The organism is Paenibacillus sp. SEL3 (genome assembly GCF_054602585.1).
On record NZ_CM137725.1, the window covers coordinates 2,161,698 to 2,175,420 of the forward strand.

At 49.0% G+C, this 13,723-nt stretch carries 11 protein-coding genes; 4 read left to right on the forward strand and 7 right to left on the reverse strand.

All coding sequences use genetic code 11. The annotated features are described in order from the left end of the window. Nucleotides 1-83: 83 nt before the first annotated feature. Nucleotides 84-1,256, forward strand: coding sequence for an ROK family protein (locus tag ACYCS5_RS10235; protein WP_459761003.1), 1,173 nt, complete (start codon nt 84-86; stop codon nt 1,254-1,256). Nucleotides 1,257-1,349: 93 nt separating this feature from the next. Here ACYCS5_RS10235 and ACYCS5_RS10240 read toward each other — a convergent pair whose 3' ends face one another. Continuing rightward, the gene (locus ACYCS5_RS10240) at nt 1,350-1,580 is read right to left on the reverse strand and encodes a glutaredoxin family protein (protein ID WP_007432162.1); all 231 of its coding nucleotides are present in this window, start codon (nt 1,578-1,580) and stop codon (nt 1,350-1,352) included. 58 nt (nt 1,581-1,638) lie between these two features. Next, nucleotides 1,639-2,580 (reverse strand): thioredoxin-disulfide reductase, encoded by a 942-nt coding sequence (trxB, locus tag ACYCS5_RS10245; RefSeq protein WP_023990316.1) that lies wholly within the window; start codon nt 2,578-2,580, stop codon nt 1,639-1,641. Nucleotides 2,581-2,861: 281 nt separating this feature from the next. Here trxB and ACYCS5_RS10250 point away from each other — a divergent pair, with 281 nt between their 5' ends. Beyond that, nucleotides 2,862-3,593, forward strand: a complete 732-nt coding sequence (locus ACYCS5_RS10250) for a ZIP family metal transporter (RefSeq protein WP_013311970.1) — start codon at nt 2,862-2,864, stop codon at nt 3,591-3,593. 81 nt (nt 3,594-3,674) lie between these two features. Here the strand turns inward: ACYCS5_RS10250 and ACYCS5_RS10255 are convergent, their stop codons facing one another. Both ACYCS5_RS10255 and ACYCS5_RS10260 read right to left on the reverse strand, forming a co-directional pair. Beyond that, nucleotides 3,675-4,136: a hypothetical protein gene (locus ACYCS5_RS10255; RefSeq protein WP_209949905.1), complete on the reverse strand. Its 462-nt coding sequence runs from the start codon at nt 4,134-4,136 to the stop codon at nt 3,675-3,677. A gap of 10 nt (nt 4,137-4,146) precedes the next feature. Further along, nucleotides 4,147-4,704 (reverse strand): NAD(P)H-dependent oxidoreductase, encoded by a 558-nt coding sequence (locus ACYCS5_RS10260; protein ID WP_165149444.1) that lies wholly within the window; start codon nt 4,702-4,704, stop codon nt 4,147-4,149. A gap of 134 nt (nt 4,705-4,838) precedes the next feature. Between ACYCS5_RS10260 and ACYCS5_RS10265 the strand changes: the two genes are divergently transcribed. Together ACYCS5_RS10265 and ACYCS5_RS10270 are read left to right on the forward strand one after the other, a co-directional pair. Further along, nucleotides 4,839-5,474 (forward strand): HlyD family secretion protein, encoded by a 636-nt coding sequence (locus ACYCS5_RS10265; RefSeq protein WP_025724158.1) that lies wholly within the window; start codon nt 4,839-4,841, stop codon nt 5,472-5,474. 9 nt (nt 5,475-5,483) lie between these two features. Continuing rightward, nucleotides 5,484-7,007 (forward strand): DHA2 family efflux MFS transporter permease subunit, encoded by a 1,524-nt coding sequence (locus tag ACYCS5_RS10270; protein WP_029519221.1) that lies wholly within the window; start codon nt 5,484-5,486, stop codon nt 7,005-7,007. A gap of 88 nt (nt 7,008-7,095) precedes the next feature. On the opposite strand, the gene ACYCS5_RS10275 is transcribed toward ACYCS5_RS10270, so the two are convergent. The 3 genes from ACYCS5_RS10275 to ACYCS5_RS10285 all read right to left on the reverse strand — a co-directional run bounded on the left by ACYCS5_RS10275 (nt 7,096) and on the right by ACYCS5_RS10285 (nt 13,601). Then, nucleotides 7,096-9,078 carry a heavy metal translocating P-type ATPase gene (locus ACYCS5_RS10275; protein ID WP_049817084.1) on the reverse strand — a complete coding sequence of 661 codons (1,983 nt, stop codon included), beginning with the start codon at nt 9,076-9,078 and terminating at the stop codon, nt 7,096-7,098. Nucleotides 9,079-9,508: 430 nt separating this feature from the next. Beyond that, nucleotides 9,509-10,960 (reverse strand): aldolase/citrate lyase/malate synthase family protein, encoded by a 1,452-nt coding sequence (locus ACYCS5_RS10280; RefSeq protein WP_340956856.1) that lies wholly within the window; start codon nt 10,958-10,960, stop codon nt 9,509-9,511. 304 nt (nt 10,961-11,264) lie between these two features. After that, complete coding sequence (locus ACYCS5_RS10285) at nt 11,265-13,601, reverse strand: heavy metal translocating P-type ATPase (RefSeq protein WP_459761004.1); 2,337 nt, start codon at nt 13,599-13,601, stop codon at nt 11,265-11,267. Nucleotides 13,602-13,723: the final 122 nt, after the last annotated feature.

Consider the following 13,723-nt stretch of genomic DNA (forward strand, 5'->3'; position numbering starts at 1 on the left):
CAAAAGACTTTGTCTATTGCTTAAACTAAGTTTGTTTTTATGATATAATATCAGGAATTACACCAACAGGAAGTGAATGAACCATGAATGTCACTGGCGATCAGGCGCTTGTCAAAAAGCTGAATAAATCCATTGTGCTGGAGCGTATTCGCCTTCATGCTCCGCTATCCCGGGCACAGTTATCCAGTCAAACTGGATTAAACAAGGCAACCGTTTCCAATCTGGTGGCAGAGCTCATTACCGATGGATTGGTGTATGAGACAGGATTAGGAGAATCCAGCGGTGGGCGTAAGCCTTTAATGCTGCTGTTCAATAGCCGTGCAGGCTTTGTACTCGGTATTGAGGTCAGCGTACAGTACATCAAGGGCGCTCTGACCGATCTGGCAGGTACCATTGAAACGGAGCTTACCTTTTCTCTAACCCAGCATGATCCCGCCTTTGTTATGGAACAGATTCGAAAGCTCGTTCAGGAGCTTATGCAGGTCACTCCTCCCTCCCCTCATGGTATTGTCGGCATTGGACTGGGGGTACCGGGTATGGTGGATGAGACCGGAACCGTGCTGTTCGCACCCAATCTGGGCTGGGAAGGGGTTCCGCTGCGGCAGCAGCTTGAGGCTGAGCTAGGTCTGCCCGTCGTAGTAGATAACGAAGCCAACGTCGGCGCGCAGGGCGAGTTGTACTATGGTATGGACGGCGATCACCGACAGCTGGTGCGGGATCTGGTCTACATCAGTGCAGGGTCTGGAATCGGGGCCGGGATTATCATTGACGGCAAACCGTATCAAGGAGCTTGGGGGTACGCCGGAGAGACGGGTCATATGACTATTGATTGGAACGGACGACTCTGCTCCTGCGGTAGTCGCGGTTGCTGGGAGCTGTATGCTTCAGAGAAGGCGTATGTAGCATCCACATTGAAACTACCTGCACATAATACAGCGGAATTACTGCCGTTTGCTCAGCAAGGTGAAGTAAGTACATTAAGCGTCCTTGATGATATTGGGCGATATTTGGGTGTGGGTATTACCAACATTGTGAACAGCCTCAACCCCGGAATGCTTATCATTGGCGGTCCACTGGCGGAAGCCAGACCTTGGTTGGAGCAAAGTATGCGTGAAGTGATTGACGAACGTGCCTTGCCCTATCACCGTCGGCAACTACAGATTCGTTTCTCCACGCTTGGCAGCCGTTCGACGATGCTAGGCGCCGCCTATGCAGCAACCGCTCCTTTTCTCGGGCGTGTACGCGTGTCCTTATAAGTAAAAAGGCCCCCATTGCAGTATGTAGCTGCGATAGGAGCCTTTTCTTAACCATATAACGATCATAGGACCGTCGTCTGCTGTTAGGTTGGATTAAGCGTTCAACACTTTTTCAAACTTGGTTTTGTTCATACCGGAAATACGTTCTTCCCCGATCAAAGTCAATGGAACGGCACGAATGCCCATATCCCAAACCTCTTGAGCAAAAGCTTCATTGGTTTCAATGTTGCGTTCTTCGTACTCCACGCCTTTTTCACTCAAGTAGCTTTTTACTTGACGGCAATGCGGGCAGTTTGTAGATGTGTATACGATTGCTTTTTCCATGAATATCACCTCATCATTTATTTTGTTACATCATATTTATTCAAACTTGCGTGGATCATTACAGGGCCAGTGCGCTGTGCTCCAGGCTTTCGATGTATTTCTCGCTGTCCATAGCAGCCATGCAGCCACTACCTGCTGCGGTAATTGCTTGTCTGTAGCGTGTATCCTGTACGTCGCCACAAGCGAATACGCCAGGCACGTTTGTTTCGGAAGTACCCGGATTTACGACGATATAACCGTTCGCATCCGTTGTAATTTGTCCTTCGAGGAAGCCCGTATTCGGATGATGACCAATCGCCACGAATACGCCGCTAACTGTAATGATTTCCTCTTCACCTGTTGCATTATTCAGTACTTTCAAGCCAGTGACTCCGTTCTCGTCCGCAATCACTTCTACAGGAGTACGATTAAGCGCCCATTCAATTTTGTTGTTCGCACGAGCACGATCCTGCATAATTTTGGAGGCGCGCATTTCTTCACGACGATGCACCAACGTTACTTTAGAGGCAAAACGAGTCAGGAAATTGGCTTCTTCCAGTGCAGAGTCTCCGCCGCCGATGACAACAATTTCTTTGCCACGGAAAAAGAAGCCGTCGCATGTTGCGCAAGTGCTTACGCCACGTCCGATATTATCCTGTTCACCGGGAATACCCAGGTACTTGGCAGTCGCTCCTGTGGAAATAATCAGCGTATCGGTAACCAGTTCACCCAAACCCTCTACATCCAAAGTAAATGGACGAGCAGTTGTGTCTACTTTGTTTACCCAGCCTGTGCGGAATTCAGCGCCAAAACGCTCCGCTTGCTTACGCATATTATCCATCAAATCGGGTCCCATGATTCCTTCCGGAAAACCTGGGAAATTTTCAACTTCCGTAGTCGTAGTTAATTGTCCGCCTGGCTGTGGTCCTTCGATCACCAGTGGGCTCATGTTAGCGCGTGCCAGATAAATTGCAGCGGTCAAACCGGCAGGGCCGGTACCTATAATAATGGACTTGTACATATCTTGGTTCCTCCTAAAATATCATAAGTATTATATAACGAGTTTTCGGAACCGGGCGCTGGGCAACTGCATATACTCTAAAAGTAATTCCGCCAGAAGCTTATCCCAAAATGTGGACACCCGGATATTACAAAAACGAATCACTTGTTTTGTAGCTTTTTATGACTTAGACTGATTCTAAATCCTAATTTCATTATGCGGAAATAGCTGTAAACAGTCAAATGAAGTTTTCATGAAGCGAAGCTTAAAGATAAATCAGGTATGGAGGGATTATCCCGATTATGAATGACGTTTTTGTAGGTAGCTTTATTTCTGCCCTGTCCACTGGACTCGGCGCCGTGCCCATACTGTTTATGCGTAATATCACGCATCGGCTTCGCGATGTTCTGTTGGCTTATGCCGCAGGAATTATGACCTCTGCCTCCGTGTATAACCTCATTCCCGAAGCGATCCAGCATTCCAATTGGTTCGTGCTGACTGCGGGAATTCTGCTCGGCTGCCTCGTATTACTGGTGATGGAGATGTACATTCCCCATGCGGATTTGGAGGACCCAGATTCCAAGACCTTTCAACTGGAATCCAAATCTTTTCTCATCATCGCAGCTATTACATTGCACAATTTACCGGAAGGACTCTCTGTTGGGGTCAGCTATGCGAGTGAGACTCACAATCTCGGCAATCTGATCGCCTTCTCTATCGGCCTGCAAAATGCCCCGGAAGGCTTTATCGTAGCGTTGTTCCTTGTGAATCAAAACATCGGCCGTTTCAAGGCCTTGGGCATTGCTACCCTCACCGGAGCTGTGGAAATCATTACGAGTCTGATCGGCTTTTATTTGAGTAGCTGGGTGAACGGACTGGTACCTTACGGCCTTGCTTTTGCCGCCGGAGCCATGATGTTTATCGTCTACAAGGAACTGATTCCCGAGAGTCACGGGGATGGCAACCAGCGGATCGCCACATTCTCTTTTATTCTCGGCTTAATTACGATGATTGGGCTAACCGAATGGCTATAGCCGAGCAACACAAAAAGGCCGCCTTCTGCCTGTAATCCAGACAGATAAGCAGCCTTTTTGGCGTGTTCACATGGAGATACCTCATTTTTTTTGGTTCATGGAGCGCAATGCTTCACGATACTGCTCGTCCTCACTTTTGTGAGTCTCCTTCTCTCCATTGGATATTGGGGAATGTCTTTCCTTTTCTTCGTCCTTTTTGGCAAAACCACGTAAAGCCGCACGATAATCCTGATCTCCGTATGCATCTTTAATATTCTCGCGATCTTTTTCCACCTTCTTATCCGTCTGGATATCAGGCACCTTGTGTTGTTCCTCCGCATGATGCTCTTCGACATCGATATCCTTAGGAGGCGTCTCTTGCGCAGGATCTATCCATTCACGCGCCTCGGGTTCCACCTGTACAGGATAAGGACGTTTGCTTCTTTGCCGTGAGTCCTCTTCGGTAGAGCGAGTCTTGGAAGAGGACTTGCGCGTCATCTTCGTATTAAATACCAGCAAAAAAATAAAGGCAACCGCAGCTACTACGATAAAAGCAATGGTCATCGGTAGCCTCCTATTCTCTTTCAGCGCTACGGTACCGTCCCGCTATTTCAGCGACCCGTTTGCCCAAAGAGCGGCCTAGTGCAAGATCATCACCCGTTGGAAGATTAGGTGGTCCATTGGGGTCAGTCTCCACCGGACATGTTATCCCTACGCCGTAATAGGAGCCGTATAATGCATTTTCCGTAATATTGGCGGGCAGTCCTACAATAATCATGCCTTGATGAAGCATTGGAGTAATCAAATTCAGAAGTGTGGATTCCAATCCACCATGAACGGTAGCGGTTGTGCAAAACACAGCGCCGATTTTGTCCACCAGCTTGCCCTGCGCCCACAGATACCCCAGCTTATCAATCCAGCTTTTCAGACCGCTGCTGATCGTACCAAAATGCCCCGGACAACCCCATAGGATCGCATCCACACTCACTAGCTCATTCACATCGGCCTCATTTACATGCTTTAACAACACTTCCGTGTGCTCAAGGTGTGCTCCTTCTGCAATTGAGCGTGCGAGACGTTCGGTATGCCCATTTTCACTGTCATATACAATCATGATTCTGGTCGTCGTCATTATGCGCATCATCCTTTGTCAGCAAAATCATCCTTTTCGCATGCGCTCTTAACCTTGCCCAAAATCCATCTGAATATTATGAATCGTTTGACGCATACTTTGAAAATCCAAGAACTAGGGAGGCATGTTAACACATGAATTCACGCGCCATATTAGTCAACTTGCTAGTTATTATCATTATTCTGGCAGGAGGTGGAGCCGCCGCCTATTACTACAATCAATCCGCCAACTACATAAAAACCGATAATGCCCAAGTGAGTGGACAAGCGGTTACCGTTGCCTCTCCAGGCGCTGGCAAGCTCACAGGCTGGAATGCTGAAGTTGGTAAAACCTACACCGCTGGAAGCACACTGGGTAATGTAGAAGGAGGCGGAAGCCGAATTAGCGTTACGATTCCAACCGATGGTACCATCGTGCAGCAATCTGCGGTCAACAACTCAATTGTTGGGGCAGGCACGCCTTTAGCGAAGGCTTTTGATCTAAACAATTTATGGATTACCGCCAATATAGACGAAACGGCTGTACAGGATCTTCAAGTAGGACAAACCGTAGATGTATATATTGATGCTTACCCGGATACGTCCCTGAGCGGTAAACTCGAAAAGATCGGCCTGGCGACCGCATCGACTTTTTCACTACTGCCCACTTCCAACACCACTGCCAACTATACCAAGGTGACGCAGGTCGTGCCTGTCAATATTTCCATTCAAGGTTACAAGGGGCTGGGTATTATCCCGGGAATGAGTGCGACTATCAGAGTTCACAAGTAGGGGGCTGTCATGGATCAAAAAATGTCCGTCGGACGTATTCTGTCCGTGCTGCTGCTAGGCGCCTTCATTTCGATTTTGAATCAAACGCTGCTTAACGTGGCCATTCCACACTTAATGAATGATTTCAATGTGTCTGCCACAACCGTTCAATGGCTTTCCACCGGATATATGCTAACCAACGGGATTTTGATTCCTATCACTGCTTTTCTGATTGAGTCCTTCGGAACACGTGCGCTGTTCATCTCCGCGATGGGGTTATTTACTGCCGGGTCTGTCGTCTGTGCTGCCAGTACCGGCTTTGCGCCTATGCTGGTTGGACGTGTTATCCAGGCCAGCGGAGCAGGCATCATCATGCCTGTGGTGATGAACGTGTTCCTGACTGTGTTTCCTCCAGAAAAACGGGGCGCTGCCATGGGTACTATGGGAATCGCCATGATGTTTGCCCCGGCGATTGGACCAACTTTATCCGGCTATATTGTGGAGCATTACAGCTGGCGGCTGCTATTTTTACTTGTTATTCCGCTGGCGGTCATTGATATTCTGTTTGCCATACGCTGGCTCAAAAATGTATCCAAGCTAACGAAACCGAACTTTGACCTGCTGGGAACCGTCTTTTCCACCCTTGGGTTTGGCTTCCTGCTGTATGGCTTTAGTTCAGCTGGGGACAAAGGCTGGGGTAGCAATACAGTAATACTCACACTCGCTGCCGGGATTGTGTTTATTGTATTGTTTATCGTGCGCGAGCTGAACATGCTACAGCCGATGCTGGAGTTCCGTGTGTTTAAATATGATATTTTTACTGTATCAACCTTAGTCGGGGCTACCGTCAACATGACGATGTTTGGCGGTATGCTGCTGCTGCCAATCTATTTGCAAAATATACGCGGCTTTACACCGTTGCAATCCGGTCTGCTGCTGTTGCCGGGTGCACTGCTGATGGGTGTGATGTCACCCATATCAGGGGCAGTATTTGACCGTATAGGCGCAAGGCCGTTGGCGATCATTGGGCTGATCATTACGGCAGTCACGACATGGGAGTTCAGTCTGCTAACCGACGCCACCACCTACGGACATATTATGATCATCTATACGATTCGCAGCTTCGGAATGTCACTGCTGATGATGTCCGTCCAGACGGAAGGGCTAAACCAGTTGCCTCCCCATCTCGGTAGCCATGGTACAGCCATGTCCAATACAGTACGGCAAATTGCCGGGTCTATCGGTACCGCTTGGCTCATTACTGTAATGAGCAGCCGGACCACGATTCATGTAGCGGATTATGCGAATGTCGCTACCACCGCCAATGTTCCTTTAACCGAAGGGGTAGCACAGTTGGGACAAACCCTCGCGCAAACGGCGGGTATTTCAACAGAAAGTGGTTCATCGTTGGCGCTACAACAGGTGTACCGAAATGCTGTTACGGAATCGACGATCCATGGCATTAATGATGCCTTTATCATTGCTACAGGGATTGCGCTGGCAGGGCTATTGTTTTCCTTGTTCTTACGACGGTCTACGCCACGCCGAAGATAGACGTACAGCGTTGCGAGGCTGCAAAAGAAGGAGCATTCACCCCTTGAATTTTTAAGAGGATGAATGCTCCTTCTTGTGATTATTAGCCCTATGACCGTAATAAGCGCAGGCCATTCAAAATAACCAGTAATGTGCTACCTTCATGCCCAATAACCCCAAATGGCAGGGCTATATCTTGCACAAAGTTGCTGATCACAAGCAGCAAAATGACACTTACCGCAAAGATCATATTTTGTTTAACCACCCGCTGCGCCTTGCGGGCCAGTGCTACCGTCGGAGCAATCTCCTCGATTCCATCGTTCATCAGCACAACGTCTGCGACCTCCAGTGCGGCTCCGCTGCCATGCATCCCCATGCCTAGTCCTACGGTTGCCGCTGTCAACGCAGGAGCGTCGTTCACACCGTCGCCGACCATGACGACATGCCCGTACTGCTCCCGCAGCATGCGAATATGGCTGACTTTGTCCTCCGGCATTAAGCCAGCATACACGGCGTCAACTCCGGCCTGCGCCGCGATCACAGCGGCCGTTTCTGGACGGTCCCCGGTTAGCATGACAACCCGGATACCCTGCGCTTGCAGTCGTTTCACGGACTCTTGGGCCTGCGGACGCAGCTCGTCGCGTAGTGCCAGCATTCCGGCAATCCGATCATTCGCGAGGATGATGGATACGGTTTTGCCCTCAGCTTCCAGCCGGGCCCGACTCTCCATCCACTTTGGCTCTGCCAGAGAACCAGGTTCATCCAGTACATTTGTACGCCCAATTTTCCACTTCACCCCACCTATGATGCCTTCCATTCCCCATCCGGTGAGTGCCTGCACTTCTTCGGTTGGAAGAAGATCTCTCTGTCCCAAATCAGCTTCGGCTTTGGCTACAATCGCTCGCGCCAGTGGATGCAAAGAATAGCTTTCAATTGTGGCGACCATATGCAATAACTCATCGGCATCGTATTCTGCGGCGGTAATCCAATCCGTGACGACAGGTGACCCCATCGTTAACGTGCCTGTTTTGTCAAAAGCAACAACAGAAGTCAATGCCATATTCTCCACATGTGCACCACCTTTGAACAGGATGCCCCGTCGGGCACGGTTGGAAATGGCCGATAGCATTACTGGCATAATGGATGATACGAGCGCACAGGGGGAGGCCACGACGAGGAACACCATAGCCTTGTAAAACGCTGCTGCCCACGTCCAGCCTAATGCTATGGGTGCACCGGCAATGACGATCAGCGTGACAGCAACAACAATTCGAGCGTACACCGATTCGAACGTTTTAATAAAACGCTGGGAATCAGGAACTTCGGTCTGAGCCTCTTCCACCATACGAATGATTTTCGAAAATAAAGTGTTCTCTGAGGACTGACTAACCTCCACATATAGCACCCCTTCTCCATTAATGGTGCCCGCATATACCTCGTCACCTTCCACCTTATTTACCGGAATAGATTCACCGGTAATCGATGCCTGATTCACTGCCGAAACGCCCTTAGAGATTCGGCCGTCCGCCGGAATCAGTTCGCCCGGCTTCACCAGCAGCAGGTCGCCTGGCAACAGCTGCTCAATGCCGACCGTTTCGGTCCCCTCGCGAGACAAGCGCAAAGCCGTTTCCGGCTTCAACGCCATAAGCTCAGAAATATCCTTACTACTACGCTCGGTGGTATAGCTCTCCAGCGCACCGCTGAGTGCAAAAATAAAGATCAGCATGGCTCCTTCATTCCAATAGCCAATGGCCGCAGCTCCTAGGGAGGCAGCAATCATGAGCAGGTTAACATCCAGATCATGTTCTCGGATCAGTGTTTCGACTCCTTCCCTGGCTTTGGACCAGCCCCCAAGGGCATAGGACACCACATACAGAATGACCGATAGCCATTGCCACCAATGTGAGACTCCCCATGCCATCAACATCAGCAATCCACTACCTAGAGCAGCTTGCATCTCCTTGTTTTTCAGCATACTTTTAAGCTGAAATTGCGGCTTACGATTCGGACCGGGTCGTCCGCTGCCACTGTTTTTTGAAAGGGTTCGGTTAGAGGGAGACAATGTATCTTGTAATCGTTGAACAGCTTGCATCATGTCACGTTCCTTTCCATATTTTGTTCCTTGTACTAGCATCTCATTGAGAATGATATCCATTGTTAAGTGCCTTAAAATAGCACATGCTGCTTCGGGAAGCCCGAAGCAGCATGTTTAGCAAATGAGAATGATAATCATTTTTGCATCTATACAATTATTTTGGTTTAGAGAAACTTTTGTTTTATTATATACCTTTTCTTTTCCACTTGTAAACCAGCAATAGTCTAAATAAAAAAAGATACCCGCGCAAACACCACAGGTATCCTCCATATTTAGAGCATCCGATTCAGGATTTGCAAAAATCGATTCCAGTCGCTCCAAAGTGCAATATATAGACGAACTAGACCATTTCGATCTATATTTTGTTCCTTGAAAATCGCTTATTGGATTTTTGCAAAATCCTCTATTACATGAATTCAGGTTATCTTCAGGCTAAAGGAAACTTCCACGCATGGTTGTGTGCAGTCCCAGAAGTGTGCTGACGATCTGCGGGCTGTTGCAGTTCCAAACGCGCAGCTGCAAGGCGTGCGGCGGGAATTGCTGTGTCCGGGCAAATGACCCCCGTCAGCTCATTCTCCCAGATCGAAATCCCATCCAGAGACTGGTTAATTTCATCTATTGCTATCCATAAAGGAAGCTCGGGCTTTACACGTCGAACAGCTTCCATTATGCATTTTATCGTATCACTAGTATTCTCATGACCATCGACACCGGGTGGAATCAACTGATCCTCAGTCCTAATATCATCGGATGGAGTTGGCATGACTTCTAAAATGACCGTATCGGCAAAACGTGTCAGATCTGCAGCTTGAGCCACCTGCTTGATCTGTCGTGCACCCACTTTGGATATGTTATTGGGGTTGGCTGACTCCTCCGACCGCGCGGCTTCCTTGTTCCATGTTGGGCTTATGTTAGGCACCAAAGACGGGGCAACTGTCAAAAGCACGCCTACCCGATATGGAATGCACCGAAGACGTCCGCATAAGGTCTGCTCCGCAACGCCGTCAATCCAGTCTCGGGTTGCCCGGAATTCGTCCACGTCAGCCGGATTGCGTACCATAATCTCCAGCTTGGGTTCTCCCCCCTGCCGCACGCTCCGCAACGCCGCACGCAGTAATGCCTCCAGCTGCATATCTTGCAAGCTGCCAATACCCACTGCATTGTTCTGCTCCATTAGGGCGACAGTGAGTGGCGATCCGTTCAGAGACTCGAATAAGCCTTCATACTCTGTTTCCAGCAAGCTGATGATTCGGCGGGACAAATGCTCACACAATCCAGGCAGGCCAGATGCCTGGTTAAAGGTTTTGTACGTGTCAGATGCACGAGAGCCGGGAATAAGGATGGGGTCGGGCTCCCCGTCAGGGGCATGAATCGTCTGTCCAGACTCAGCTACGTCCAGATAGGCATAGCATAATTCCCCCACGCGGCCAGAGGCCTGTGACAAGGGGCCATGCAGAAGACTATAACCGTCGAAACTGCCTATTTCTGTTGCTGTCTCTGTACTTATACGACTCATACTTGTAGGAGCATCGGCATAAATCCGTATGAAGGTACGTCTGTATTCATCGCTCCATTTTAGGAGTGTACCCATTGCTTGCCCAATATCGTTGCCGCTATTCAGCATCGTTTCCCCAAGTAATTCGGGATTCGCAGCCATCAAAGCCTCCGCTCGGCTGATTACGCCCTGCTCAGCTAAACCAACCAGCCAGCCCAACGGATCTTCCTCCTGCGTAGCAGATACTTCATGGCTGCCTGCCCTTAGCGTCTCCATAGCCAACCTCTGTGCAGCAGTCTCCATACCCGACTCTGGATCTTTGAGATCCCGGCTGTTTTTGCCGCCCAACAGCTCTGCGAATACATGCATCAGTTTAGCCTCCATGCTATTAATCCATCCTTTCTTCCGTCAGCAAGTTGGCACACACGAATTTGAGTACCCCTCCAATTAAGGAAAACGCTTACTCATAATGGAGCAACCGAATCTTACATGGGCCTTACTTGTAAAGCCCCTACCTTAACGTATTAGGCACGCCACACATTTATACATCTGGGCACAGCTACCCTACAACCCACAAGTAATCTCTATACTGCTGGTACAAGACCACTCGAAAAAGGAACTTATAAAATAAACACCCCCGGTTTTCACAGGATGCCTACATCCTATGTTAACCCGGGGGTACTTATTTTTACTCGTAAGAACGAACCTTCAATACACGCATCACATTCAATACGGCTAGCAATGTTACACCTACATCGGAAAATACAGCCTCCCACATCGTAGCAATACCGAATGCTCCCAGCGTAAGAAACACAGCTTTGACACCTAGTGCAAATATGATGTTTTGCCATACGATACGACGCGTGCGCTTGGCGATATGGATGGCCGTAACCAGCCTTGAAGGCTCGTCGTTCATGATTACGATATCTGCCGCCTCAATCGCAGCGTCCGAACCCAAGCCACCCATCGCTACACCGACATCTGCCAGCGCCAGTACGGGTGTATCATTGATTCCATCGCCCACGAACAAAATTTTGTCGCTCGTTTTTTTACTTGCAGACAACTGCTCGATGGCTTCGGCTTTGTGCTGAGGTAACAGCTCTGCCCTTACTTCATCCAAACCCAGCTGTCGTCCTACAGCCTCGGCAACTGTCCGATTGTCACCCGTCAGCATGATGGTTTTCACCACACCCAACTTTTTCAGTGAAGTAACCGTTTGGGCTGCGTCTTCCTTAACCTCATCTGAAATCAGAATGCACCCGGCATACGTTCCGTCTACCGCCACATGTACGACCGTTCCTTCATCCAGCGTCCCTGCTTGCTGCGCCACGTTAAAAGCAACATGTTCCCGCTCCATCAGCTTGGCGTTCCCGGCCGATACCAGACGACCATCTATTTGTGCCTGAATCCCGTGACCGGATATTTCACTATACTGCTGAACCCGTTCTGCTCTGAGTTCTTTACCGTAGGATTCACGCAAAGATGCAGCAATAGGATGTGTCGAATGCAGCTCCGCCAAAGTGGCGGTTTCGAGCAGGGTTTCGTTTGTAAAATCCCCGGCAGGATAAATCCCTGTTACACGGAAAACACCTTTGGTGAGTGTGCCTGTTTTATCAAAAACAGCGTATTTTACATGATTCAGAGCTTCAAGATAATTCCCGCCCTTGATCAGAATACCTGAACGGGAGGCTGCCCCGATTCCCCCAAAGAAGCCCAATGGAATAGATACTACCAGCGCACATGGACAAGAAATAACGAGGAAAACAAGCGCACGGTACACCCAATCTGCAAATTGTGCACCTGGCACAACAAGCGGTGGAACAACCGCCAACAACAGCGCTACAATAACCACTACGGGAGTATAGTATCTGGAAAATTTCGTGATAAACTTTTCAGTCGGCGCTTTTTTGGCACTCGCATTTTGCACTAATTCCAAAATTTTAGAGACCGCGGATTCACTAAACTCTTTGCTAACCTCTACCGTTAGAAGTCCGTTCGTATTGATAAATCCACTCAACACGTTGCTTCCCGGCTCTACGGTACGAGGCACGGATTCACCAGTCAACGCAGAGGTATCCACATGCGATTTACCATCTACAACTTTACCGTCCAGCGGGATCTTCTCGCCCGGCTTAATTACAATCAAATCCCCAATGCGAACGTCTTCTGGAGACACTCTCCGTACGGACTCAGCCGTCTTCAAGTTCGCATAGTCCGGTCTAATATCCATCAGATCACTGATGGACTTACGTGAACGGTTAACTGCGATGCCTTGAAACAGCTCTCCGATTTGATAAAAGAACATGACAGCTACGCCTTCCGGGTATTCCCCAATCGCAAATGCACCAACAGTAGCCAGCGTCATCAGGAAGTATTCGTCAAAGGCCATTCCACGCACCAGACTGCGTGCAGCCTGCAAGACAACATCACCGCCAACGATGATATATGCCAGTAAAAATAAAGCCAGCTTGCCTACACCTTCAACAGGTAACCACCAGGCAACAGCCGCAACGACCGCACCAATAGCCAAACGCGCAATCATGCGGCGCATACCGTCCGTACCGTGATCATGCGTATGCCCAGCGTGGCTATCATCTCCATGCGAATGTGAATGAGCATGGGTGGATTCACCATGTTTGTGCTCTGCATGGTGGTTGTGATGCTCGTGTGTATGCCCTTCACCTTCATCATTATGCTCATGACCGCATGCACAATCCTCTACGCTATCTGATTGTACTGCACCAGCATGGCTTCGACTGTCTTCATGTAGGTGGCCACGGGCACTTTTTACCACCATCCGAACATGTGGCTCAAGTCTATGAACCTTCCGTTCCGTCTGGCGAAAAACCTCTTCTTTTTGATCCGAACTTGTGGTCATCGTCAACGTTTTCGTAACAAAATTGACCGAGCAATCCATAACCCCTTCTATTTTACTGACTCCATTTTCAATCTTGAGCGCACAGTTGGCGCAATCCAAACCTTCCAAAATCCATTCATGCCGTTCCGTTCTTTTTAGAGCATCCATAATCATTGGCCTCCAATTAACTATATATGAGCAACTGTTCATATATTATTTATTAAGGTCATTATATTCAGGATCAGGGTCAAAAGTCAATGACATCTAGCCCTTTTTAACAAAAAAATCGA

Coding starts and splice junctions, on each gene's coding strand:
- ACYCS5_RS10235 (WP_459761003.1), top strand. CDS start 84: ATGAATGTCACTGGCGATCAGGCGCTTGTCAAAAAGCTGAATAAATCC.
- ACYCS5_RS10240 (WP_007432162.1), bottom strand. CDS start 1,580: ATGGAAAAAGCAATCGTATACACATCTACAAACTGCCCGCATTGCCGT.
- trxB (WP_023990316.1), bottom strand. CDS start 2,580: ATGTACAAGTCCATTATTATAGGTACCGGCCCTGCCGGTTTGACCGCT.
- ACYCS5_RS10250 (WP_013311970.1), top strand. CDS start 2,862: ATGAATGACGTTTTTGTAGGTAGCTTTATTTCTGCCCTGTCCACTGGA.
- ACYCS5_RS10255 (WP_209949905.1), bottom strand. CDS start 4,136: ATGACCATTGCTTTTATCGTAGTAGCTGCGGTTGCCTTTATTTTTTTG.
- ACYCS5_RS10260 (WP_165149444.1), bottom strand. CDS start 4,704: ATGACGACGACCAGAATCATGATTGTATATGACAGTGAAAATGGGCAT.
- ACYCS5_RS10265 (WP_025724158.1), top strand. CDS start 4,839: ATGAATTCACGCGCCATATTAGTCAACTTGCTAGTTATTATCATTATT.
- ACYCS5_RS10270 (WP_029519221.1), top strand. CDS start 5,484: ATGGATCAAAAAATGTCCGTCGGACGTATTCTGTCCGTGCTGCTGCTA.
- ACYCS5_RS10275 (WP_049817084.1), bottom strand. CDS start 9,078: ATGCAAGCTGTTCAACGATTACAAGATACATTGTCTCCCTCTAACCGA.
- ACYCS5_RS10280 (WP_340956856.1), bottom strand. CDS start 10,960: ATGGAGGCTAAACTGATGCATGTATTCGCAGAGCTGTTGGGCGGCAAA.
- ACYCS5_RS10285 (WP_459761004.1), bottom strand. CDS start 13,601: ATGGATGCTCTAAAAAGAACGGAACGGCATGAATGGATTTTGGAAGGT.